The sequence below is a fragment of the Spirillospora sp. NPDC052269 genome, from assembly GCF_040679435.1.
In the GTDB taxonomy this organism is placed as follows: Bacteria; Actinomycetota; Actinomycetes; order Streptosporangiales; family Streptosporangiaceae; genus Spirillospora.
In genome coordinates this window covers 13380-35428 of sequence record NZ_JBFAUU010000034.1, presented here as the reverse complement: position 1 = coordinate 35428, position 22049 = coordinate 13380, and the positions used below count along the sequence as shown (strand labels likewise).

The 22049-nt window shown below is 73.8% G+C and carries 15 protein-coding genes; 6 read left to right on the top strand and 9 right to left on the bottom strand.

Annotated features, from left to right (window positions below):
* Position 1 precedes the first annotated feature (1 nt).
* Genes AB0L06_RS42195 through AB0L06_RS42180 form a run of 4 tightly spaced genes read right to left on the bottom strand, consistent with a single transcriptional unit; the run spans position 2 to position 6484 of the window.
* Positions 2 to 1303 (bottom strand): vWA domain-containing protein, encoded by a 1302-nt coding sequence (locus tag AB0L06_RS42195; protein WP_500237275.1) that lies wholly within the window; start codon positions 1301 to 1303, stop codon positions 2 to 4.
* Positions 1300 to 2745 (bottom strand): PP2C family protein-serine/threonine phosphatase, encoded by a 1446-nt coding sequence (locus AB0L06_RS42190; protein ID WP_500237272.1) that lies wholly within the window; start codon positions 2743 to 2745, stop codon positions 1300 to 1302. Before AB0L06_RS42190 ends, AB0L06_RS42195 begins: the two co-directional genes overlap by 4 nt.
* Complete coding sequence (locus AB0L06_RS42185; RefSeq protein ID WP_500237271.1) at positions 2742 to 5234, bottom strand: serine/threonine-protein kinase; 2493 nt, start codon at positions 5232 to 5234, stop codon at positions 2742 to 2744. The genes AB0L06_RS42190 and AB0L06_RS42185 overlap by 4 nt, the downstream gene beginning before the upstream one ends.
* Complete coding sequence (locus AB0L06_RS42180) at positions 5231 to 6484, bottom strand: hypothetical protein (protein ID WP_500237269.1); 1254 nt, start codon at positions 6482 to 6484, stop codon at positions 5231 to 5233. Before AB0L06_RS42180 ends, AB0L06_RS42185 begins: the two co-directional genes overlap by 4 nt.
* Before the next feature lie 548 nt (positions 6485 to 7032).
* On the opposite strand from AB0L06_RS42180, the gene AB0L06_RS42175 reads away from it, so the two are divergent.
* The 4 genes from AB0L06_RS42175 to AB0L06_RS42160 all read left to right on the top strand — a co-directional run bounded on the left by AB0L06_RS42175 (position 7033) and on the right by AB0L06_RS42160 (position 13382).
* Complete coding sequence (locus AB0L06_RS42175) at positions 7033 to 8556, top strand: hemolysin family protein (RefSeq protein WP_500237267.1); 1524 nt, start codon at positions 7033 to 7035, stop codon at positions 8554 to 8556.
* The gene (locus tag AB0L06_RS42170) at positions 8544 to 9563 is read left to right on the top strand and encodes a hemolysin family protein (RefSeq protein WP_500237265.1); all 1020 of its coding nucleotides are present in this window, start codon (positions 8544 to 8546) and stop codon (positions 9561 to 9563) included. The genes AB0L06_RS42175 and AB0L06_RS42170 overlap by 13 nt, the downstream gene beginning before the upstream one ends.
* 94 nt (positions 9564 to 9657) lie before the next feature.
* Positions 9658 to 10716 (top strand): cation diffusion facilitator family transporter, encoded by a 1059-nt coding sequence (locus AB0L06_RS42165; protein WP_500237264.1) that lies wholly within the window; start codon positions 9658 to 9660, stop codon positions 10714 to 10716.
* Between the two features lie 98 nt (positions 10717 to 10814).
* Complete coding sequence (locus AB0L06_RS42160) at positions 10815 to 13382, top strand: coiled-coil domain-containing protein (protein ID WP_500237263.1); 2568 nt, start codon at positions 10815 to 10817, stop codon at positions 13380 to 13382.
* A 92-nt stretch (positions 13383 to 13474) separates the two neighbouring features.
* Here the strand turns inward: AB0L06_RS42160 and AB0L06_RS42155 are convergent, their stop codons facing one another.
* Complete coding sequence (locus tag AB0L06_RS42155; RefSeq protein ID WP_500237262.1) at positions 13475 to 13858, bottom strand: phage holin family protein; 384 nt, start codon at positions 13856 to 13858, stop codon at positions 13475 to 13477.
* A 97-nt stretch (positions 13859 to 13955) separates the two neighbouring features.
* Positions 13956 to 14699: a hypothetical protein gene (locus AB0L06_RS42150; protein WP_500237261.1), complete on the bottom strand. Its 744-nt coding sequence runs from the start codon at positions 14697 to 14699 to the stop codon at positions 13956 to 13958.
* Between the two features lie 178 nt (positions 14700 to 14877).
* On the opposite strand from AB0L06_RS42150, the gene AB0L06_RS42145 reads away from it, so the two are divergent.
* Positions 14878 to 15549 (top strand): HAD family hydrolase, encoded by a 672-nt coding sequence (locus AB0L06_RS42145; protein ID WP_500237259.1) that lies wholly within the window; start codon positions 14878 to 14880, stop codon positions 15547 to 15549.
* Between the two features lie 72 nt (positions 15550 to 15621).
* Positions 15622 to 17622, top strand: coding sequence for a DNA helicase RecQ (gene recQ, locus AB0L06_RS42140; protein ID WP_500237258.1), 2001 nt, complete (start codon positions 15622 to 15624; stop codon positions 17620 to 17622).
* Between the two features lie 200 nt (positions 17623 to 17822).
* Here the strand turns inward: recQ and AB0L06_RS42135 are convergent, their stop codons facing one another.
* Genes AB0L06_RS42135 through add form a run of 3 tightly spaced genes read right to left on the bottom strand, consistent with a single transcriptional unit; the run spans position 17823 to position 21939 of the window.
* The gene (locus AB0L06_RS42135; protein ID WP_500237256.1) at positions 17823 to 18587 is read right to left on the bottom strand and encodes an MBL fold metallo-hydrolase; all 765 of its coding nucleotides are present in this window, start codon (positions 18585 to 18587) and stop codon (positions 17823 to 17825) included.
* The gene (locus AB0L06_RS42130; protein ID WP_500237254.1) at positions 18584 to 20911 is read right to left on the bottom strand and encodes a phage holin family protein; all 2328 of its coding nucleotides are present in this window, start codon (positions 20909 to 20911) and stop codon (positions 18584 to 18586) included. The genes AB0L06_RS42135 and AB0L06_RS42130 overlap by 4 nt, the downstream gene beginning before the upstream one ends.
* Before the next feature lie 23 nt (positions 20912 to 20934).
* Entirely contained in the window at positions 20935 to 21939 is a 1005-nt protein-coding gene (gene add, locus AB0L06_RS42125) for an adenosine deaminase (protein WP_500237252.1), read from the bottom strand.
* Positions 21940 to 22049 lie beyond the last annotated feature (110 nt).

Genomic DNA, 22049 nt, shown 5'->3' with positions numbered 1-22049 from the left:
GTCAGCCCTCCGTCCCGGGATCCTCGTCGTCCTGCCTCGTCCGCACCGTCCGGACGGAGCGGGTGTCGAGCGACATCTCGTCGGCGACGTCCACGTCCTTCTTCAGCCGGACCGTCCCGGACTCGCGGTCGACCTCCACCATCCGGTCGAGCAGCCCGGAGATCTCGTCGTTGCCGACCTCGCGGGCGAGCGCCACGGCCCGGCCGAGCCGGGTCGTCGCGCGCTCCTCGTCGCCGTCGCGGCGCGCGGCCAGGCCCTCCTGGATCGCGTCGGCCAGCTCCGACTGGCCCGTGTGGTGCGCGACGCGCGCGTTGATCCGGGTCGACAGGCCCTCGTCGTCGGTCCACTCGACCAGGACGTTCGCGTGCGCCAGCTCCTCCCCGCCGTCCGGGGCGACCAGCTTCACCCAGGCGGCGCGTCCCTGCCGTCCGACGTCGCCGGGCGGGACCTCCACGCAGAGGTGGTACTCGCGGCTCTCCGCGCCCCACGCGCCGAGCGGGTAGTCGCCGATCTGGCCCTGGTCGGTGCGGCGCTCGGTGAGGTCCTCGACGGTCGGGACCATCTGCTTCACGAACCGCAGGCGGCCGTTCTGCGGCGTCCAGACGCGCAGCGCGAGGTCGGCGACGCGCTTGCCCATCGCGTCCTTCATCATCGCGCGGAAGTCGCGTTCGAGGTCCGCCGGGTCCGGGACGTCGAGGAAGCCGCCGAGCAGCACGGACGTGATCTTCCGCAGCTCCGCGACGTCCCAGTCCGTGCCGACGCCGCGCGCGTCGCAGCCGAAGTGGCCCTCGCACTCGCGCAGCGCCGCGTCCAGCTCCTCGGCGGTCTCGTGCTGGTTCTTGCCGTCGGTCAGCAGGATCGCGTGCCGCACCGCGCCCTCCTGGCCGGCGAGGAGCCGGCCCGCGAGCCGCAGCCACGACCCGATCGCCGTCCCGCCGGACGCCTCCAGCCGGGACACCGCCTGGACCGCCTCCGAACGCGTGCGCGCGTTCATCTCGACGAGCGTCTGCCCCAGCGGGTAGACCATGCCCGGGCTGTTCGCCCCGGCGACGACGGCGAACCGCACCCCGTCCCGGACGACCCGCAGCGCCGCCTCGGCGGCCCGCTTCGCCGCGGCCATCTTCCCGGCGTAGGACATCGACCCGGACGCGTCGATGATGATCACTTCGGCGGCCCCGGCGGCCGGGCCGGCGGGCGCCGTCCCGGACGCCTCGACCGTGACGACGGCGTGCATCTCCTGCCCGCCGGCGCCGAGGTACGGGTTCTGGTCGACCTTGATCGTGAAGGGCGGACGGTCGGTCATCGCCGGCTCTCCCTGCTTGTCGCTGGCCTCGTGCTCGCCTGTGGCCTTGTGCTCGTCTCGGGCCTCATGCTCGTCTCCGGCCTCGTGCCGGCCACCGAGACGGCCCTCGTCGTCGGCTCGTACGGCATCGGCGCGTACGCCGTGCCCGTCGCGTCGTCCTCATCGGACGCGTCGTCCCCGAGGCCCGCCCCCCGCGCCCGCTTTTCGGACATCCGCGATCCCGGTTCCGACCCGGCGGAACCCCGGCCGGGTGGGGCGGCGTCCGCGCCGGACACGGCGTCCGGCGGCGGGAACGGGATCAGGACGGCGGTGACGTTGTCCCGTCCGCCCGCCCCTAGCGCCACGTCCAGCAGGATCCGGACGCCTCTCACCGGATCGGCCACCGCGCCGAGCGCCGCGGCGAGGTCGGCGGCGTCGGGCAGGTAGTTCCACAGGCCGTCGCTGCACACCAGCACGACTCCGGGACCGTCCGGCGCGAAGGCGGCCACGCTGGCCGACGCGCCCCCCGCGTCCGCGCCCAGCCACCCCGTCAGCAGGTGCGCCCGCCGGTCCGCGTGGGCCGCCTCCGGCGTCATCGCCCCCGACCGGATCATCTCCTCGGCCCACGAGTCGTCCCTGGTCAGCGCCTGTCCGTTCGCGACCGCCCGGGGCGCGAACTCCACCGTCGCCACCCGCGCCCCGTCCAGGCCCGGACGTGCGGGCGCGGGTGGGCGCACCGCGATGTCGGCGCGGGTGTGCGGCGTCGCGTCCGGGCGGGGACGGAACCGGACGAACGGGATCCAGTAGGCGCGGCTGTCGCCGACCCAGCCGACCGTCACCGACGTGGCGTCCACCAGGACGGACACGTACGTGCAGGCGGGCGAGCCGGACGGGCCGGGGACGGCGAGCGCGGCGACCTCGGCGGCGGCGCGGTCGATCGCGGCGCGGGTCGCGGCCAGGCGGCCGTCGCCCGCCGCGAGCCGCTGCCCGAGAACGGTGGCGCCCGTGTCGGCCGCGACGCGGGACGCCTCGTCCGAGCCGGGCGCGGTCGCGACGCCGTCGCAGACCACGGCGCAGACGGCCGCCGGGAGCAGGGACATCGCGAACGCGTCCTCGTTGCGCCTGCGCCGCCGTCCGACGTCGCTGACGCCCGCCGCCGCGACGTATCCGTCCGGGCCGGTGAGCGCGATCTCCATGTGCTCGCGTCCGGTCGGCTGGCGCAGGCCGCAGCGGCCGCAGTAGCCGTCCTCGTCGATGTCCAAGGCCCCGCAGTCCACGCAGCGCGCCGGGTCCGGCCCGTGCCCGGCGGCGCGTCCGTCGGCACGGGCGGCAGCGCGTCCGCCGGGGCGGGCGGCGGCGCGTCCGGTGGCGCCCGGACGCTCCCTGCCGCACCGCTCGCAGAACTGGTCGGTCGGCTGGACGGGATCGCCGCACGTCGGGCAGGGGCGTGCGGAGGCGGTCACAGGAGCGTCCTCGGACGGACGGTGTTCGCGCGGCGGACCATCGCGTGCCGGATGTCCGGACGGTCGGCGAGCTTGGCCAGGTGGCGGTAGACGGTCTCCAGCTTGCGGCGCAGGTCGCGCTCGTTGAGCGGCGTGCCGAGCAGGTGGCCCGGCGGCCTGCCCCCGCCGTCCGGCCGCGCGCCGGAGCGGAGCCAGCCGAGGGCCGCCTCCAGCACCTCGGCGGTGAACCGGTCGCGGCGCTCGGTGTCCAGGTGCATGCCGGTCAGGCGGCGGCCCGTGGACATCAGCGTCCCGGGATCGAGCTCGCCCGGCGGAGTGCCCCGCACGGTCATCGCGACGGCCGCCAGCTGCGCCGACACGTAGTAGCTGGACACCCGGGGCACCGAGTCCAGGACGGCCTGCGCGCCGCGCCGGTCGCCGCCCGCCAGACGCGTCCTGGCCAGGCCGAACGCGGCGCTGACGTAGGTCGGGTCGGTGCGCCAGACGGTCTCGTAGTGCGCGGCGGCCGTGGCCGTGTCGCCCTGGAGCTCGGCGCAGAACGCCAGCCCGAGCTTCGGCGCGAGCTCGCCCGGCATGAGGTCGTACAGGTCGTCGAACGCCGCGGCGGCCATGCCGGGACGGTCGTGCGCCAGATCGCGGACGGCCCGGTACCAGTCGGCGCGCCAGTCGTCCTCGTGGTCGTCGCCGAACGCGGTGATGATCTCGTCCGCGGTGTCCAGGTCGCCCAGCTCGATCGAGACGCGGGCGAGCGCGAGCCGCACCTCCGGCGACGCGGACGGCGCGCCCGACAGCGCCGCCGCCAGGTCCTCGGTGTCGCGGGCGGTCAGCCCGGCCAGGAACCCGGCGGCCGGATCGTCGGTCGCGACCAGCGGGACGGGCAGCGCCGCCGCCGCGACGCCCGGCGTCAGCCGCCGCAGGATCGGCGCGCCGCCGTCCAGCTCGTCCTCGATGTCGGCGACCTCGGCGCCCGCCGCGTTCTGCTCCGGCCCGAACAGCGGGGACGGCGCGGACGGCACCCGCGCGCCGTCCGCGGACAGCACCTCGCGCAGCACCCCGGTGAGCTGCTCGGCCATCTCGGCGGCGCTCTGGAACCGGCGGGCCGGGTCGCCGTGGCAGGCGCGCCGCAGCAGCCGGTAGTACGACTCGTTCCGCTGGAACAGCGGGACCTCTTCGCGCGGCGGCAGGCTGCGCAGGTGCCGCTTGGTGTACCCCCGGAACGGGAAGCTCAGCACCGCCAGCGTCCGCCCGACGGTGTACAGGTCGGACGGCACCGACGGGCCGCGCGCGGCGATCTCCGGGGCCTGGTAGCCGGGCGTCCCGAAGATCGGGCTGCCCGAGTCGAACGAGCGCCGCACCCCGCCGAGGTCGATCAGCTTGAGCTGCTCCTCGCTCTGGATCGCGTTGTCCGGCTTGAAGTCGCAGTACAGCAGCCCGACGTTGTGCAGGTAGCCGAGCGCGCTCAGCACCTCCAGCCCGTAGGCGATCACCTGCGGCAGCGGCAGCGCGGCGTCCTCGCCGGCCTTCCGGCGGCGGCTGAGCAGGATGTCCTTCAGCGACCGCCCGCCGACGTACTCCATGACGATGTAGCCGGACCCGCCGTGCCGGACGAAGTTGAAGATCTTGACGATGTTGGGGTGCTCGACCTCGGCGAGGAAGGCCCGCTCGGCCGTCGCGGCCGCCATCGCGTCGGTGTCCCCGACGTCCAGCAGGCCCTTGAGGACGACCCAGCGCCCGGACACGTTGTGGTCGCGGGCCAGGTAGATCCAGCCGAGCCCGCCGTGCGCGAGGCAGCCGAGCACCTCGTACTGGTCGCCGAGGGTGTCGCCGGGCTGGAGCTTGGGCGTGAAGGAGAACGGGTGCCCGCAGTTGCGGCAGAACCCCTCGGTGCGTCCCGGCTTGCCCTCGCGGGCGCGCCCGACCGGCTCGTCGCACTGGCTGCAGAACCGCCGGTTCTCCGGGACCTCCGGGTTCTCCATGATCGCGTCGGCCGGGTCCCGGTAGGGCACCGGCGGCACCTCGACCAGGCCCGCGCCGAGCCCACCGCGCTGCCCGGGGCCGCGCGACCCTCCGGAGCCGCTGCCGCGCGTGGCCGTCCGCCCGGTGCCGCGCGTCCCGCGCGATCCCGATCCGCCGCTACCGGATGATCCGGAGCCGCCTGATCCGGAGCTGCCCGAACCGCCGCTGCCCGTCTCGGACGTCCCGTTCCCGGCCCCCGCCGTTCCGCCCATCGGGACCTCGATGCGCCGTCCCGCCGCCACCGACCAGCCCGGTCCCCGCTCCTTCGGGGCCCGCCCGCCGGGCCTCGTCGGCAGCGCCCCCACGTCCGGCCCGGGAGCCTTCGGGGTCCGCTTGGGAGCCTTCGGGGCCGGGGCCTTCGCGGCGGGCGGGGTCAGGCCGCAGAGATCGCAGAAACCGTCGGATTGGACGGTCCCGGTGCAGTCGGGCTGGGCGCAGGGGGACGGTCGGCGTGGCGGCCGTTTCGAGGTCATCCGCGGGTTCCCGTCTCGGTCTCGCACGCCCGGATGGCGCGCTGGTACTCGGCGACCGCGGCGGTGGACGCGCGCAGGTCGCAGGGGGCCGTCCAGAGCAGGTCGCGCGCCCGGTCGTGCAGGCCGGACAGCACGGCGTCCTCGGCGAGGCCGAGGCGTCCGGCCTTGGCCTGGTACGCCTGGAGGCGGCCGCGCAGCTCCGAGCGGCGGTCGAGCAGCCCGGCGCTGAGCGCGTGGTCGTCCTGGACCCGGCCCAGCGCCGTCCCGACCGCCCGTTCCAGCTCGGCCGCCCGGACGCCCAGCTCGCGCCAGCGGCCCTCGGCGCACAGCGTGGCCAGCGCGGCGAGCCGGTCGCGCAGCCCGGCGGACGGCTCGACCGGGTCCGGCAGCCCCGGCGAGTCGATCTTGGTGAACGCGGTCTCCCGGGACCGGCGGGCGGCCCGCTCGGCCTCGGCGACCTCGTCGATCGCGGCCGTCAGCCGGTCGATCAGGGCGGTGTGCCCGTCCCGCGCCGCGACCGCGTCGGCCAGCTCGGCGCGGACCTTCTCCAGCGCGACGCGGAGCGCCTCCAGCCGCGAGGCGTCCGCCTTGGCCTCGCTGCCCGAGCCGCTGACCAGCGACAACGGGTCGGTCCGGACGGTCCGTCCGAGGGCGGTCAGCTCCCGGCCGATCCGGTCGAGCTCCGGATGCCGGACGCCGTCCAGCTCGTGCGCGGCACGCGCGGCGCGCCGCCAGCCGTCCTCCACGTCGTCCAGCGGGAGGAGCAGGGCCGTCCAGGCGTTGTCCGCCGCGACCACCACGGCCGCGGCCTCCTCGTAGGCGTCCGACATCAGCCGGACGGCCTCCTCCAGCGTCACCCGCCTGCGGTCCGGGCCGAGCAGGGTGCGCTGGTCGAGCGGGACCTCGCCGTCCGGGAGGTCCACCGACGGCCCGCTGAGCATCCCGCTGAGGATCAGCAGCGCGTCGGCGTCCGGACGGGCCGACTCGGCGCGCAGCGCGGTCGCCTGGTCGAGCACGCGGCTGTAGGCGTCGAACAGCTTCCACAGCGTCGCGACCTTGCGCTGCGTCTCGTCCCAGCGCCGCCAGGTCTCCCCGGTGAGCCGCGCGCCCTTGAGGAGCCGCGACCCGGCGTGCGCGTCCAGGTCGAGCAGCGCCGACGAGATCCGTTCCGCGTCCGCGCGCAGTTGGGTGAGGGCGTGGTCGACGCCCTCGCGGCTCATGGGCGCCGCCCCGGTTCCGCTCTCGTTCACCTCGGCCCCGTGTCCCTGACCCGTCCTCGCACCGACAACGCCTGTGCCGGCGCCGGCGCCGAACCGCGCCGGCACCGACTTCGATTCGCGCCGCGGCCCGCGGGTTCCCGATCACCGGGTTCCCGAGCACCCTCCGGCCGCCGTCCGTCCAGGATCGGGCCTCCGTCTTCCGTTCAGTGTGATCCGGGGCACTTTCCGGCACAAGCGTGTTCACCGCCCCCGACATTTCGGGAGCTTCGCGACCCGCCCCTGCGAAACACGGTGAACAGCGCATCGCCGTGAACTGCGAATCATGGTGAACGCGGACCCCCGGCCGCCGCACCGAAACGTCCGGGAGGCCGGACTGGCCGCCTTCGGCCACCTCAGCGGGGTCGGGACCGTTAGCAAAAACACACAGAGTCACTGCAGCACGACTTGTGTCAGGGGAACGTCGTGGTGTGAAGTGACGTTCTGTAGATGACGTCCCCCCTGGGGGACGTGGCTGAGCAGTCGATCGAGAGGAGTTGAGAGTCCGCAGTGTCGGACCCCAGTCATAGACCCGGTGCACCGTGCTGACCGCCGCACTGGGCCTCTTCGCCGTCATCCTGCTCACCGCCGCGACGGGCTACTTCGTCGCCCAGGAGTTCGCGTTCGTCGCCGTCGACCGGTCCCGGCTCTCCGCCGCCGCCGACAACGGCGACGCCGCCGCGGGCCGCGCCCTCCGGGTCGTCGGCCGGCTCTCCTTCATGCTGTCGGGCGCCCAGCTCGGGATCACCATGACCACCCTGGTGGTCGGGTTCATCGCCAAGCCCGCCCTGGCCGAGCTGATCGAACCGCTGCTCACGTCCGCGGGCGTCCCGTCCGGCGCGGTCGGCGCGATCGCGCTCGCCGCCGGGTTCGTCCTCGCCACGCTGATCCAGATGCTGCTGGGCGAGCTGTTCCCCAAGAACCTCGCGCTCGCCCGGGCCGAGGGCCTGGCCCGCGCGCTCGCCGCGTCCACGCTGGCCTACCTGACCGTCGCCGGGCCGCTGATCCGGCTGTTCGACCGGGCCGCCGAGCGGCTGCTGCGCGCCGTCGGCGTCGAGCCCGTCGAGGAGCTGCACAGCGGCGCGACCCTGGAGGAGCTGGGCGACATCATCGACCGCTCCGCCGGGGCCGGGCACCTGCCCGCCGACCTGTCCCGCCTGCTGGACCGCGCGCTGTCCTTCGGCGACCGGACGGCCGACGAGGTCATGGTCCCGCGCCCGCAGGTCCGGTCCCTCGCCTCGGACGCCACGGTCGCCGAGCTGATCACCCTGATCCGCGAGAACGGCAACTCCAACTACCCGGTCTACGGCCAGGACATGGACGACGTGATCGGCGTCGTCGGCGCCCGGGAGGCCGCGGCCGACCGGCTCCCGCCGTCCACGCCGGTCTCGGCGATCGCCCGGCCCGCGCTGATGGTCCCCGGCAGCCAGCCGCTGTACGGGGTGATCGACCGGATGCGCGAGGCGGGCGAGGAGTTCGCCTGCGTCGTGGACGAGTACGGCGGCCTCGCCGGGATCCTCACCTTCGAGGACGTCGCCGAGGAGCTGGTCGGCGAGATCACCGACGAGAACGACGCCCGCGAGGAGGCCCCGGTCGGCTCCGCCGACGGCTCCTGGCTCCTGGACGCCGGGCTCCGCGTCGACGAGATCGAGCTGACCACCGGCCTCGCCCTCCCCGAGGGCGACTCCTACGACACGGTCGGCGGCCTGGTCATGGCCGAGCTCCGCCGCCTCCCCCGGCCCGGCGACCGGCTGGTCGTCCCGCTGGGCGAGGACCCGGACGAGCCGGACGGCCACGCCGAGATCGAGGTCGTCTCCGTCGCGCGCCGCGTGGCCCGCCAGGTCCGCGTCCGCGCCCTGGCGACGGCCGACGCGGTGACCGCCGACGCGATCGCCGCGGGCGTGGTGGCCGAGGCCGCCGACGTGCTGGAGACCGACGTGCTGGAGGCCGACGGAGCGGTGCGGGTTCCGGCGCAGGGCAAGACGGGCGTTTCGTCCGGTTCCGCGGGCGACACCGAGGACGAGGGCGCGATGGCGGCCTCCGGGGAGGGCCCGTGGACCCGCTGACCTCGCTTCTGATCACGGTGCTGCTGCTGGTCGGGAACGGGTTCTTCGTCGCGGCCGAGTTCGCGCTCGTCGCCGCGCCGCGCGCCCAGCTGGAACGCGCCGCCGCCCGGGGCAGCCGTCCGGCCGCCGCCGCCCTCGCGGGCACGCGCGAGCTGTCCCTGATGCTCGCCGGGGCCCAGTTCGGCATCACGATGTGCTCGCTGGGCCTCGCGATCGTCACCGAACCGGCGTTCGAGCACGTCTTGGAGCCGCCGCTGCACGCGGCGGGCGTCCCGGAGGCGGTCGCCAAGACCATCGCGCTCGGCTGCGCGCTCGGCGTCGTGACGTTCCTGCACATGGTCATCGGCGAGATGGCCCCGAAGTCGTGGGCGATCGCGCATCCGCGCAGGTCGGCGCTGCTGCTGGCGGTGCCGTTCCGGGCGTTCGCGAAGGTGTCGCGGCCGATCCTCGCGGCGCTCAACGCGCTGACCAACGGCCTGCTGCGGCTCTTCCGGATCACCCCGCGGGACGAGCTGGACACCCCGGCCGACGTCCGCTCGCTGGGCCACCTGGTCGGCGAGTCCCGGCGGCTCGGCCTGATCGGACGGCACGACCACGAGCTGCTCCGCCGGGCCATCTCGGCGCGGGAGGTCACGGTCGCGCACCTGGTCGTCCCGGCCGAGCAGGTCGCCCTGGTGCCGTCGGACGCGACCGCCGCCGACGTCCGGCGGGTCGCGACCGCGAGCGGGCACAACCGGCTGGTCGTCCTCGGCGCGGACGGCTCGGGCCCCGGCATCGTGCACGTCCGGGCCGCCGTCACCGAGCCGGACGCCGGCCGCCCCGCGACCGAGCTGGCGCATCCGGCGCCAGTCCTGACCGGCACGACGACCGTCCTGTCGGCGGTCTCGCTGATGCGCCGCTCGCGCGCGCAGCTCGCCGTCGTCGGGACCGGGGAGGGCGGCGAGATCGCCGGGATCGTGACCCTGGACGACCTGCTCGCCGAGCTCCTGGCAGCCAACCCGCACTAACGACCACGCATCCGCAGTCGCGACCCTGTCGCGGCTGCGGATGGTGCGTTCCTGTCGAAGTGCTGCAACGGATTCCGTGGTCCATGGTGGGGACATGGGCACCCAACACGGGCATGGTCACGGGCACGGCCATGATCATGATCACGGGCATTCGCACGGGCGCGGGCTGCGGGAGCGGCTGACGCACGCCGTCCGACCGCACTCGCACGAGGCGGCGGACAAGGTGGACGCGGCGCTTTCGGCCAGCGCCGACGGGATGCGGGCGTTGTGGATCTCGCTGCTCGTCCTCGCGGCGACGGCCGTCCTGCAGGCGGTGGTCGTGGCGTTCAGCGGGTCGGTCGCGCTGCTCGGCGACACCCTGCACAACGCGGCGGACGCGCTGACCGCCGTCCCGCTGGGGATCGCGTTCATGCTCGGCCGCCGTCCGCCCACGCGGCGCTACACCTACGGGTACGGGCGGGCCGAGGATCTCGCGGGCGTCTTCGTCGTCCTGGCGATCACGGTGTCCTCGGCGGTGGCCGGGTACGAGGCGTTCCAGCGGCTCGCTCATCCACAGCCTGTGACGCACCTGTGGACGGTCGCGGCGGCGGCGCTGATCGGCTTCGCCGGGAACGAGCTGGTCGCGCGGTACCGGATCCGGGTCGGCCGCCGGATCGGCTCGGCCGCGCTGGTCGCGGACGGCCTGCACGCGCGCACCGACGGCTTCACGTCCCTGGCCGTCCTGCTGGGCGCGGCGGGCGTGGGCGCCGGGTGGACGTGGGCGGACCCGGTGGTCGGGCTGCTGATCACCGCCGCGATCCTGGTCGTCCTGTGGCAGGCGGCCCGCGAGGTGTGGCGGCGGCTCATGGACGCCGTCGACCCCGAGCTCGTCGCGACCGCCGAGCACGCGCTGCGGCACGTCCCGGGCGTGCTGGCGGTCGGGACCGTCCGGCTGCGGTGGATCGGGCACCGGCTGCGCGCCGAGTGCGACGTGGTCGTCGATCCGGGCTGCACGCTCGTCGAGGCGCACGACGCGGCGGTCCGCGCCGAGCACGCCCTGATGCACGCCCTGCCCCGGCTGACCGGGGCCCTCGTCCATCCGGATCCGCAGCCGCGGGACGGTGTTGATCATCACGCGGCGCTCGCGGGGCACCGGAGCGCTCCCGGCCTGTGAGACGTTAGACATGGACGGAGAGGGAGAAAACCGGAGGGGATCCGGCGCGTTCCCCTCGCGGAACCGGTTACCGGGATGGCACAACGGTGGAGCACGCTGTGGACGAGACGGAGCGGCTGCGGGAGCGGGTCGGCGAGCTGTGCGCGGAGCTGACCGAGCGCTACGAGCGCCTGGAGGCCGAGCTGCTCGAGACGGTCCCGCCGGAGGGCGAGCAGCCGCTGGGATGGTCCGGGCGGATCGCGACCCTGCGCGTGTTCGCGATGCGGGAGCCGACCGACGACTGGACGGACCTGGCCCGCCTCATGATCGAGCCGGAGACGCTCGACGAGCGGGTCGCGAGCATGATCGACCTCTCCGGCGCGGACGCCGGGGACGCGGGGAACGCCGGGAACGCCGGTGACGTCGCGGTCGCGGGTCCCGCCGGGGACGTCGGGGCGGCCGTCCGGGAGATCACCGACGCCCTGGACGGCCGCATCCTCCTGCTCGCGCCGTCCCGGGACGAGGCCGCCGGGCTCCTGGAGGCGCTGGCCCACCGGGAGCTTCCGCTGATGCTCGAGGAGGTCGTCCCGCCGCCGCCGTTCAAGCGCCGCGAGCACAACGGCACCGTCGAGTTCCGGTCGATGAGGGAGGCCCAGGGCGCGGGCGCGCAGCCCCCGTCCCCGTCCTTGAACGACCCGGACGCCACGGTCAGCGACCTGGGCACCATCCGCATGGAGGTGATCCCGGACGACGTGGCGGAGACGACCCGTCCCAACAGGATCATCTCGGAGGAGATGCTCGCGTCCGTGGCCCCGCCCCAGGCGGAGGAGCCGAGCGAGCCGGACGAGCCGGACGATCGTCCGGCAGAGGAGGTCGTCCGGCGGATCGTCGTCCGGCCCGTCGGGGGCGTCTGGAAGGAAGACTGGGAGCGGGAGCTCCGCGGGCTCCAGCTCGGCCTGCTGTGGCTGGAGCAGTGGCCCCGGGACGTCGCGACGGTCGAGCGGCTCCAGGTCGAGGGCGTCCAGCGGCGCGAGGAGCGGCGCGCCGACATCGCGGCGCTGGAGGCCTCGATCGTCGACCGCAAGGCCGAGCTCGTGACCGCCCAGGAGAGCGTGACCACCGCCGAGGCGGAGCGGGAGCGGACGGCGGCCGAGGAGGAGCAGGTCGCCGGAGAGGCCGTCGAGCCCCGGCAGGAGGCCGTGCGGCTCCAGGCCGAGGCGGACGGGATCGCGGCGAAGGCGGCCGAGGCGGGTCGCATCGCGGACGAGGCGTACGCGCGGGTCACGGCCATCGACGCGCGGTCGTCCCAGGCGCACTACGAGCTGAACACGGCCAGGGAGCAGGAGCGGCAGCTGATCGCCGACCTCGCGCGGGCGCGCGAGGAACTACCCGCCGCCAAGGCCGAGACCGAGCGGCTGGTGGCGGAGGACAGCACCGCCATGGCCGAGGGACACGCGTCCTATTACCGCGTCCGGGCCGCGGAGTCGGCGGTCGCGTCCGCCCGGGGGAAGATGACGCTGACGCAGCGGCTGCACGTCGCGCCGTCCCCGCCCGAGCTGAAGCAGGCGCGCGCCGACCTGAAGGACAAGGTGCGGCAGGCGGACGACGCGGTGAAGCGCGCGCACGAGACGAAGGAGGCGGCCGAGCGCGCCGCCCACCACCAGGGTGGCCTGGAGCACTTCCTGGAGAACGGGGCCGAGCGGCTCGAGGCGGCCAGGCACGCGCAGGAACGCCTCGCGGAGGAGCTGACCCGCCTCGCCGCGGACCGCGAGAGCGCCATCGACACGCACCGCGAGCAGGCGCGGACCGCCGCCGAGGCCTCCGACCGGGCGACGCAGGCGGGCGCGTCCGCCCGCTACGCCGAGCAGACGGCCCGCGCCGCCGAGGAGCGGCTCGCCGTCGCCCGCACCGCCCGCGAGATCGCCGAGGCCGCCCTGGCGCGCGCCGAGGCGGACGTCGAGTCGATCGCGAACCGGATCACGCAGACGGAGAACGCGCTGGCCGAGCGCCGCTCGAGCGCCGAGACCGAGAACGCCGAGGACGAGGCCGACCTCACCGTCGCCGTGGAGGCCGAGGCGCGCTCCCGCGACCAGGTCGCCGCCCTCTCCGGCGAGGACGAGCCCGACATGGCCGATCTGCCCGCCGTCCAGGAGCGCGCGATGTCCCGGGTCGAGGAGCTGACCGGGCTGCTCACCGCGCTCGCCGACAGCCCGCACGACACCGAGTCCGACTTCGGCCAGACGCTCCTCGGCCTGGCGAGCGTCGTGGGCGGCTCGCCGTTCGCGATCTCGTCCGGCAACCCCGGGCACTTCGACGAGCTGCTGGTCAGCGGCGCCGAGCGCCTCGGCCCGGACGACCTGCTCATCGGCGCCACCCACGCCCGCCACTGGACCTTGCTCACCACGGCCGCCGCCGTCCCGGACTCCGAGCCGGACCCCGCCCCCGCCCCCGAGTCGGTCGAGCCGCCGGTCGAGGAGACCCTCCCGGATCCAATCGCCGAGACCGTCACGCCCCCGGCCGCGAATCCCGTCGAGGAGACCGTCACGGATCCCGTCGAGGAGACCCTCGTGCAACCCGTCGTGGACGACCCGGTGGCGCCGCCGCCGTCCGAACCGACGCCCCAGGCCGCCGAGCCCGAGGGCGAGGGCGAGGCTCCGAAGCAGTCGTCCACGAACGAGACGGCCTGACACGACAAAAGGAACACCCGCGCGGCCCTGCCTGACAGGGCCGCGCGGGTGTTCGCGTTCGTGGCTCGTGGTTCGTGGGGTGGAAGGAGGGGTCAGTCCTTGTCGTCGTCTCCGGGGATCAGGATGTGCAGGATCCAGCCGACGACACCGACGACGATGGCGCCCCAGAAGGCGGGCCAGAAGCCGTCGACATGGAACGGGAGGTGGAACCTGCCCGCCAGGAAGCTGGTCAACAGGAGCAGGAGGGCGTTCACGACCAGGCCGATGAGGCCCAGGGTCAGGACGTAGAACGCGCACCCGAACGTCTTGATGATGGGCTTGAGGACGGCGTTCACCACGCCGAAGATCACCGCGACGCCGAGCAGCGTCAGCACGCGCTTCCCGGCGGTGTCGCCGGTGACGGTGATCCCGTGGATGAACAGTTTCGCCACCCACAGCGCAGCCGCCGTGATCGCGACCTTGATGATGATTCGCACGGTTACGATCCTCCGCCCCCGGACACCCTGCGGTCATCCCTCCGCACGGCGATATCCAGCACTCTGAACTCGTCTTCTAGAACGACCCGCGTCTCCATCAATCCGCCCTGTCGAAGAACGGGGACGAGGCGTCGATGCGCGGACCTGCCTGGCGGGGCGGGGCGCCGCGTCCGGCTGCGGCGGGGTCGCCCGCGGGACGGGGCGGGGCTCCGCCACCGCGCGTGGACGAGGGGACCGGGGTCGGCCCGCCGGCCGAGGCGGGAGCCGGGGCGGGACGACGACGCCGGCGCGTGGGGGCGGAACCGGGACCATCGGGTCCAACCGGTCCACCGGGGCCGATTGGGCCAGGCGCGGGGGCGGCGCCGCTACGGGCGGGACCGGCTCCTGCGGGCACAGGGGTGGTGACGTCGGGACGGCGCGGACCGTCCCCCCGAGCCGGGGGACCGTCGCCACGGGCGGGACCGTCGCCCCGGGCCGGGACTTCACCGCCGCGGGGCTCGCCGCGGTCGCGGCCGCGGCCCGGACGGTCGGGGGCCTCGCCGCGACGGGCGCGGGCGAGCTGGTCCTGGAGCTGCTTCTTCTCCATTTCCAGGGTGGTCAGCGAGTCGCGCAGGTCGCGGCGGTTCGACAGCATCCTGCCGAACCCGATCCACAGCATGATCATCGCGAGGACGAACAGCGCGGCGGTGACGGCGCCGGCGAGGAAGACCTGCCAGAGCGAGGTGATCCCGGGGACCCGCTGGTCGAACAGGGTCAGCTGCGCGGGGCCGGTATCGAAGATGACGACCGCCGCTCCGAGCGCGACGGCGGCGGCGGCGAGGATCAGTCCGAAGAACAACACCTGGGCGTTCTCCTCTCCATTTGGCGGGTGCCCCACCATGCCAGAGTCGCCTTGTTTATGCCTGTTTTCGACTATCAGGGCTGGTCAGCGGGTTCGCGGGGGTCCGTGGCGGGTAATGATCGTCCCCAAGCGTCCGTTCGCGTCCGGCCGGTCCCGGCCGGGGAGGAGGAACCCCCTGATGACACCCCCGCAGGCCATCGTCTTCGACCTGGACGGAGTGCTGGTCGACTCCGAGCCCGTGTGGGAGGAGGTCCGCCGCGGCTACGTCGCCGACAACGGCGGCGCCTGGCGGCCGGACACCCAGGACCGGCTCATGGGCATGAGCACCGCCGAGTGGGCCGACTACCTCGCCAACGACCTGATCGGCGGCGACCTCACGACCGACCGGGTCGCCTACGAGGTCGTCGACCGGATGTCCCGCCGCTACGCCGACGAGATCCCGCTGATGCCGGGCGCGGTCGAGGCCGTCCGGCGGATGGCGGACGTCCTGCCCCTCGGCCTGGCCAGCTCGTCCCCGCGCGCCCTGATCGACATCGTGCTCGGCCACCTCGGCGTCGCCGGGCTCTTCCGGGCCACGGTCTCCACCGAGGAGGTCGACCTGGGCAAACCCGCCCCGGACGGCTACCTCGCCGCCGCCGCGCGGCTGGAGGTCCCGGCCGGGACGTGCGTGGCGGTCGAGGACTCCAGCAACGGCCTCCGCTCGGCGCACGCGGCCGGGATGCGGGTCGTGGCCGTCCCGCACCCCCGGTATCCCCCGGCGGCGGACGCGGCGGCGCTCGCCTCGCTGACGATCAAGAACCTGGACGAGCTGACACCGGACGCCCTCAGGGGTCTGGAGGGGCCCGCCTAGAGGGATGTGGGGGTTGTCCACAGGAGTGCCGGAAGGGCCTCGGCTGTCGGCGGGCGCTCATAGTATGAGCCGGTGGCTTCTCCCGAGGACGACGGGTTCCCGCCCCCGTACGACGACCAGCTGAGCGAGGCGGACCTCGCCTACGCCGACGCCTACGACGGCTACGACGCGCCGGGCTTCGTCCCCGACGACCCGCAGGCGGGCGGCGGGTACGACCCCGCCGACCTCGGCGAGGCCCCGCCGCGCCCGGAGTACGGCACGCCGATCGAGGTGCTGAACCGCGTCTTCGGGTACGACGCGTTCCGCGAGGGCCAGCGGGAGATCATCGAGCACGTCGCGGACGGCGGCGACGCCCTGGTCCTGATGCCGACCGGCGGCGGCAAGTCGCTCTGCTACCAGATCCCCGCGATGGTCCGGAAGGGCGTCGGCGTGGTGATCTCCCCGCTGATCGCCCTCATGCAGGACCAGGTCGACGCCCTCCGGGCCGCCGGGGTCCGGGCCGGGTTCCTCAACTCCACCCAGGATTTCGAGGAGCGCCGCCTCGTCGAGGCGCAGTTCCTCCAGGGCGAGCTCGACCTGCTGTACCTGGCGCCCGAGCGGCTGCGCGTCCCCGCGACGGTCGAGCTGCTCGACCGGGGCACGGTCTCGCTGTTCGCGATCGACGAGGCGCACTGCGTGTCGCAGTGGGGGCACGACTTCCGCCCCGACTACCTCATGCTGTCCCACCTGCACGAACGCTGGCCGGACGTGCCGCGCATCGCGCTCACCGCGACCGCCACCCCGGCCACCCGGCAGGAGATCGCGACCCGGCTCAAGCTGGACGACGCCCGGCAGTTCGTCTCCTCGTTCGACCGGCCGAACATCCAGTACCGGATCGTCCCGAAGAACGACCCGAAGCGGCAGCTCCTCCATCTGCTGAAGACCGAGCACGCCGGCGACGCGGGCATCGTCTACTGCATGTCCCGCGCGTCGGTGGAGAAGACGGCCGAATTCCTCACCGCGAACGGCATCGAGGCGGTCCCGTACCACGCGGGGCTCGACGCGTCCGTCCGCGCCGCCAACCAGTCCCGCTTCCTGCGCGAGGACGGCCTGGTCGTGTGCGCGACGATCGCGTTCGGCATGGGCATCGACAAGCCGGACGTCCGGTTCGTCGCGCACCTCGACCTGCCGAAGTCCGTCGAGGGCTACTACCAGGAGACCGGACGCGCCGGGCGCGACGGCCTGCCGTCCACCGCCTGGCTCGCCTACGGCCTGCAGGACGTCGTCAGCCAGCGCAAGTTCATCGACTCGTCCGAGGGCGACCAGGAGCACCGGCGTCGCCTGGCCCTGCACCTCGACTCGATGCTGGCGCTGTGCGAGACGGTCGAGTGCCGCCGCGTCCAGCTGCTGAACTACTTCGGGCAGCCGTCCGAGCCGTGCGGCAACTGCGACACCTGCCTGTCGCCGCCCGAGTCCTGGGACGGGACGATCCCGGCGCAGAAGGTGCTGTCCGCCGTCTACCGGCTCGACCGCGAGCGGCGGCAGAAGTTCGGCGCCAGCCACATCGTCGACATCCTGGTCGGCAAGAAGAACGCCAAGGTCATCCAGTTCGACCACGACGCGCTGTCGGTGTTCGGCGTGGGCTCCGACCTGCGCGACGTGGAGTGGCGCGGGGTGATCCGGCAGCTGCTCGCGCAGGGCCTGCTCGCCGTCGAGAGCAACCACGGCACGCTCGTCCTGACCGAGCGGAGCCCGGCGGTGCTGCGCGGTGACCACCGGGTCATGATGCGCCGCGAGCCGGAGCGCGCCCCCGCGAAGGCCACGACGTCCCGGTCGTCCAAGGAGCGCAAGGCCGCGGTCGAGCTGTCCGCCGAGGCCACGCCGCTCTTCGAGCGCCTGCGCGCCTGGCGCGCGGCGACCGCGAAGGAGCAGGGCGTCCCCGCCTACGTGATCTTCCACGACGCGACGCTGCGCGAGATCGCCACCGCCGCCCCCGGCTCCCTCGCCGAGCTCAGCGGCATCAGCGGCGTCGGCGAGAGCAAGCTCGCCAAGTTCGGCGACCAGGTCCTCGAGGTCCTCTCCACCGAGGAGTGACCGCCCTCTGAGCCGGGCGGAAGCGAAACTCCCGCCCGGCCCCGAAACCCGCCCCGACCAGCACCGATCCGGCCCATCGACACCCCGGGCCGACGATCAACACTGGTCGTGGACGCCACGCCGTGCATGCCCACGGCCACGGCCACCGCCGCCCATGACACCTCGGTGGCCTCCGGGAGGGCCGGGTTGGGCGACCTGGCTCAGTCGAGTTGGAGGGTCGCGCCCGGGGTGAGGATGCGGACGGACGTGTGCGGGGCGGCCGTGCGAGCGTGGGCGGCGAAGGCGTGCTCAGGGCCGAGGAACCGGCTGGGCCGGACGTGTTCCAGCCCCATCGGCCAGAACGTGCCGTAGTGGATCGGGACGGCCAGGCCCGCGCGGACGCGCCGGACGGCCTCGGCGGCGCGTTCCGGGTCGAGGTGTCCGGGGCCGAGCGTCGGGCCCCAGCCGCCGATTGGGACGAGCGCGGCGTCGACCGGCCCCAGGCCGTCCATCTGCGGGAACAGGTCGGTGTCGCCCGCGAACCAGACCCGCCGAACTCCCTCGATCACGTAGCCGAGGGCGGGCCCCTCGTATCTGGACCAGGGGGTGCGGCGTCCACTGTGCGCGGCCGGGACGGCACGGACGCCGATGCCGTCCAGCTCGGTCTCGCCACCGGGACGCGTCTCCACGCTGCGGTCGGCGAGGTCGGCGCGCCCCGCGTCGGCGAGGAACCGGGCCGTGCCACGCGGGACGATCAGCGGCACGTCGTCCGGAAGCAGGCTCAGGGACGGCAGATGCAGGTGGTCGGCGTGCAGATGCGAGATCAGCACGGCGTCCGCGCTCAACGCGACGGCGCCCGGTTCCGGCCCGCGCCGCCTGCGTAGATGTCCGATCCGCCCGGTCAGCACCGGATCGGTGAGCAGCCGCACCCCGTCCACCTCGACCGTGGCCGTCGCATGCCCCCACCACGTGATCGCCGCCCTCACCCGCCACGCCCTTCCGGCGGCCCCGCAGCGGGCGGCTCCACGGCGGGCGGGAGGTTCTTGCGGTGGCCGAGGTTCTCGAGCCAGGTGACGAGCCGGCGGTGGACAACCTCGGCGCCGTGGAGGTCGTGGGCGTCCAGCGGCCAGTCGGCGGGGTGGACGAGGACGGCCTCGGTCTGCCAGCCGCCGAGGCCGCCGTGGCTGCCGACCTGCTCCTCGAACGCGGCGACCTCGCTGGTCCCGGGGTCGAAGAGGCTGTGCAGGTAGATGTCGGGGGCGTGGTCGAGGATGGCGATGCGGGCGAAGTCGGCGGCGGCGTGGTCCGGCAGGCCGATCATCGGGTCGGCGCCGTCCACCCGGCCGGTGGCGAGGTGCCGGACGCCGTCGCGGCCGACCGCGAGCGGGCCGTGTGCCCCGGACAGGACGACCACGACACCGATGCCCGGATGCGCCGCGAGACCGCCGACCAGGCCGGGCCAGCGGCGTTCGATCTCCTCGTAGTGCAGCCGGTCGGGGTACCGGGTGAAGAAGACGAGGCCGAGGCAGCCGGACGCGCAGACCACCAGGTCATCGCCCTTTTCCTGCGATTGGTCCGGGCCGAAACCCGACTCGGCGCGGTCGCCGAGGACACGGCGGGCGATCTCCGCGCTCACGCTGTCCTGCTGGACGAGCTGGTTGAGGAAGGTGTTGACCGGGCCCCAGTCCTCCACGCTCTCCGTCGCGGCACCGACCTCGGCGGGGCGGCCCATGAGGTTCCGGACGACCTCTTCCAGCGGCGTCCCGAAGCGCTGCCGGAACGTCGCGCCCTGCGTCTGCCCATGGTCGGACAGCACGACGAACGCGTACGGGCGCGGCGTCCGCTCCGCGACCCGCTCCAGCACGCCGAGGACGCTGTCGAGTCCCTCCAGCGACCGCATCGACTCGGGACGGACGGGACCGGCGTGGTGCGCGATCTCGTCGTAGTCCACGAAGTCCACGTAGATCGACCGGGCGCCGCGCATCATCTGCTCGACGACCAGCGCGATGTTGAGGTCGCGCAGCATGACGTTGGTGATCCCGCGCAGCGCCACGTACCACCCGGCCCGCCGGATCCGCGGCTCGATCCCGCGTTTGCGCTGCGTGCGGGCCTGCCACAGCTCCTTGACCATCTCCCCGACGGTGAGGACCAGCGCGCGGGTGAAGCCGAACGGGTGGGTGAAGAACGAGGCGTAGGACGCCGACGGCCCGAGGCTCGCGCCGCGCGCCGGGCCGCTGCTCATCGTGAGCAGCCGGATGGACGCGTCCCCGGAGAACAGGTTGCTGACGCTGACGCCGTCGTCGGCGAGCAGGCCCCGGCCGTCCGACAGCCGCTTCTGGATGATCTCCGCGTCGGCGGGACGGTTCGCGACCATCATCCGTCCGGACGCCTTCTCGAACCAGCGGAAAGCGGGCATCCCCTCGGTCGTCCCGTGCAGCAGGCCCGCCTGGGAGACCGGCGTCGTGGACGGGACCCGGGCCGTCCAGCCGCGCACGACGTGCCCGCCGGACCGCACCCAGCGCGACAGCGTCGGCAGGTTCCCCGCCCGCAGCGCCCACTCCAGGACGGGCCGGGGAAGCCCGTCAAGCTGCACGAACACCACGCCGGTCAGGCCGTCGTCCACGGGCTTCATGCCGCGACGGCCACGGCCGCGGGTGGCGTGCCGCATGACATAGCCGACGAACTCGTCCTCCTGGTTGACCACGAGCAGCCACGAGAACACCGACGTGAACAGCGCGGTCAGCCAGGTCACGACGATCGCGGCGCCGAACCCGGAGATCGTCACGCCGGGCGTGAGCCGCAGGCCGACGTAGGTGACGACGGCCTGGGCGAGCAACCCGATCACGAACACCCCGAACCAGGACAACGCGATCGCGAGCGCGGTCAGCAGCGGACGCAGCACCACGCTGACCGCGGAGATCACCAGCGCGGCGAGCAAGACCGATCCGGCCCCGTCCCGCACCGAGATCCCGGGATGCAGGGAGATGATCAGGCCGAGCACGCCGGCGTTGAGCGCCCACGAACCGAGCAGCCGCCCAACGTCTCCCCAAGTCGGACGCCGTCCGCGCAGCAGCCACACGACAAGATGCCGCCCCCGCCCGACCCCCGCACGCGCATCACCGCCCTTGCGCACGCCGTCACCCTTGCGCACGCCATCGTTCGCACGCGCGCCGTCGTTCGCACGCGCGCCGTCGTTCGCACGCGCGCCGTCGTTCGCACGCGCGCCGTCGTTCGCACGCGCGCCGTCGTGCTCATGCTCGGGCGTGCTGTCGTGCTCGGGCGCGTTGTCGTTCGGTTCGGTGTTCGCCATCGTTCCCCCGATGGGCGCGCCGCTCAGTTCGACGCGGCGTATTCGTCCAGTTCGGCGAGGTAGGCGTCCTTGGCGGCGCGTGGCAGCCAGGCGATCTCGAAGGCGTTCCGCTGGAACTGCAGCAGTTCGTCGCGGCTCAGTCCCAGCTTCTCCTGGACGGCCTGGAGGTTCTCGGACACGTAGGCGAGGAAGTAGGCCGGGTCGTCGGAGTTGATGGTGACCTTCAGCCCGAGGTCGAGCATCCGGCGGATCTCGGCGGCCTTCATGTCGGACGTGACGAACCCGTTCGACACCGGGCAGACGGTGAAGCCGAGCCCGCGCCGGGCGATCTCCGCCGTGAGCGCCTCGTCCTCGAGGGCGTTGGAGCCGTGGTCGATGCGGTCGACGCCGATCACGTCCAGGCACTGCCGGATGTGCTCGTGCGTGTTGGGCTGGTCGATGTCGCAGTGCGCGGTGATGAGGTAGCCCTCCTCGCGCGCCCGCGCGAAGACCTTCTCGAACTTCAGCGGCGGATTGTCGCGTTCATCCGAATCCAGGCCGACGCCGACGATCCACTCGCGATACGGCAGCGACTCCATGAGCGTCGCCATCGCGAACCCGGCGGAGAAGTCGCGCAGGAAGCACATGATGAGCTGGGCGCGGATGCCGAGCAGCCGCTCCGCGTCCAGGACGGCCCGGCGCAGCCCGCGGATCACCAGGTCGAACGGCACTCCGCGCGAGGTGTGCGCCTGCGGATCGAAGAAGATCTCCACATACCGGACGTTCTGGGACGCGGCCTTGGTGAGGTACGCGGTGGCGAGGTCGTAGAAGTCCGGCTCGGTCACCAGGACGTTCATGCTCTCGTAGTAGCCGACCAGGAAGGACGTGAGGCTGTCGAACCGGTAGGCGTTGCGCGCCTCCTCGACCGTCCGGTACGGCATCCGCACGTGGTTGCGCTCGGCGAGCATCATCTTCAGCTCGGGTTCGAGGGTGCCCTCGATGTGCAGGTGGAGTTCGCACTTCGGCATTCCGGCGATGAACGCGTCCACAGCCGTCCTCCTCGCGGGTTCGTCCCGTCGCGGATCACCCTGCTCCTGAGGGTATCGCGGCAGGTCAGAGAGCTTTCTGGGCGGGCCCGCCCCGACTGGCAGGGTAACCC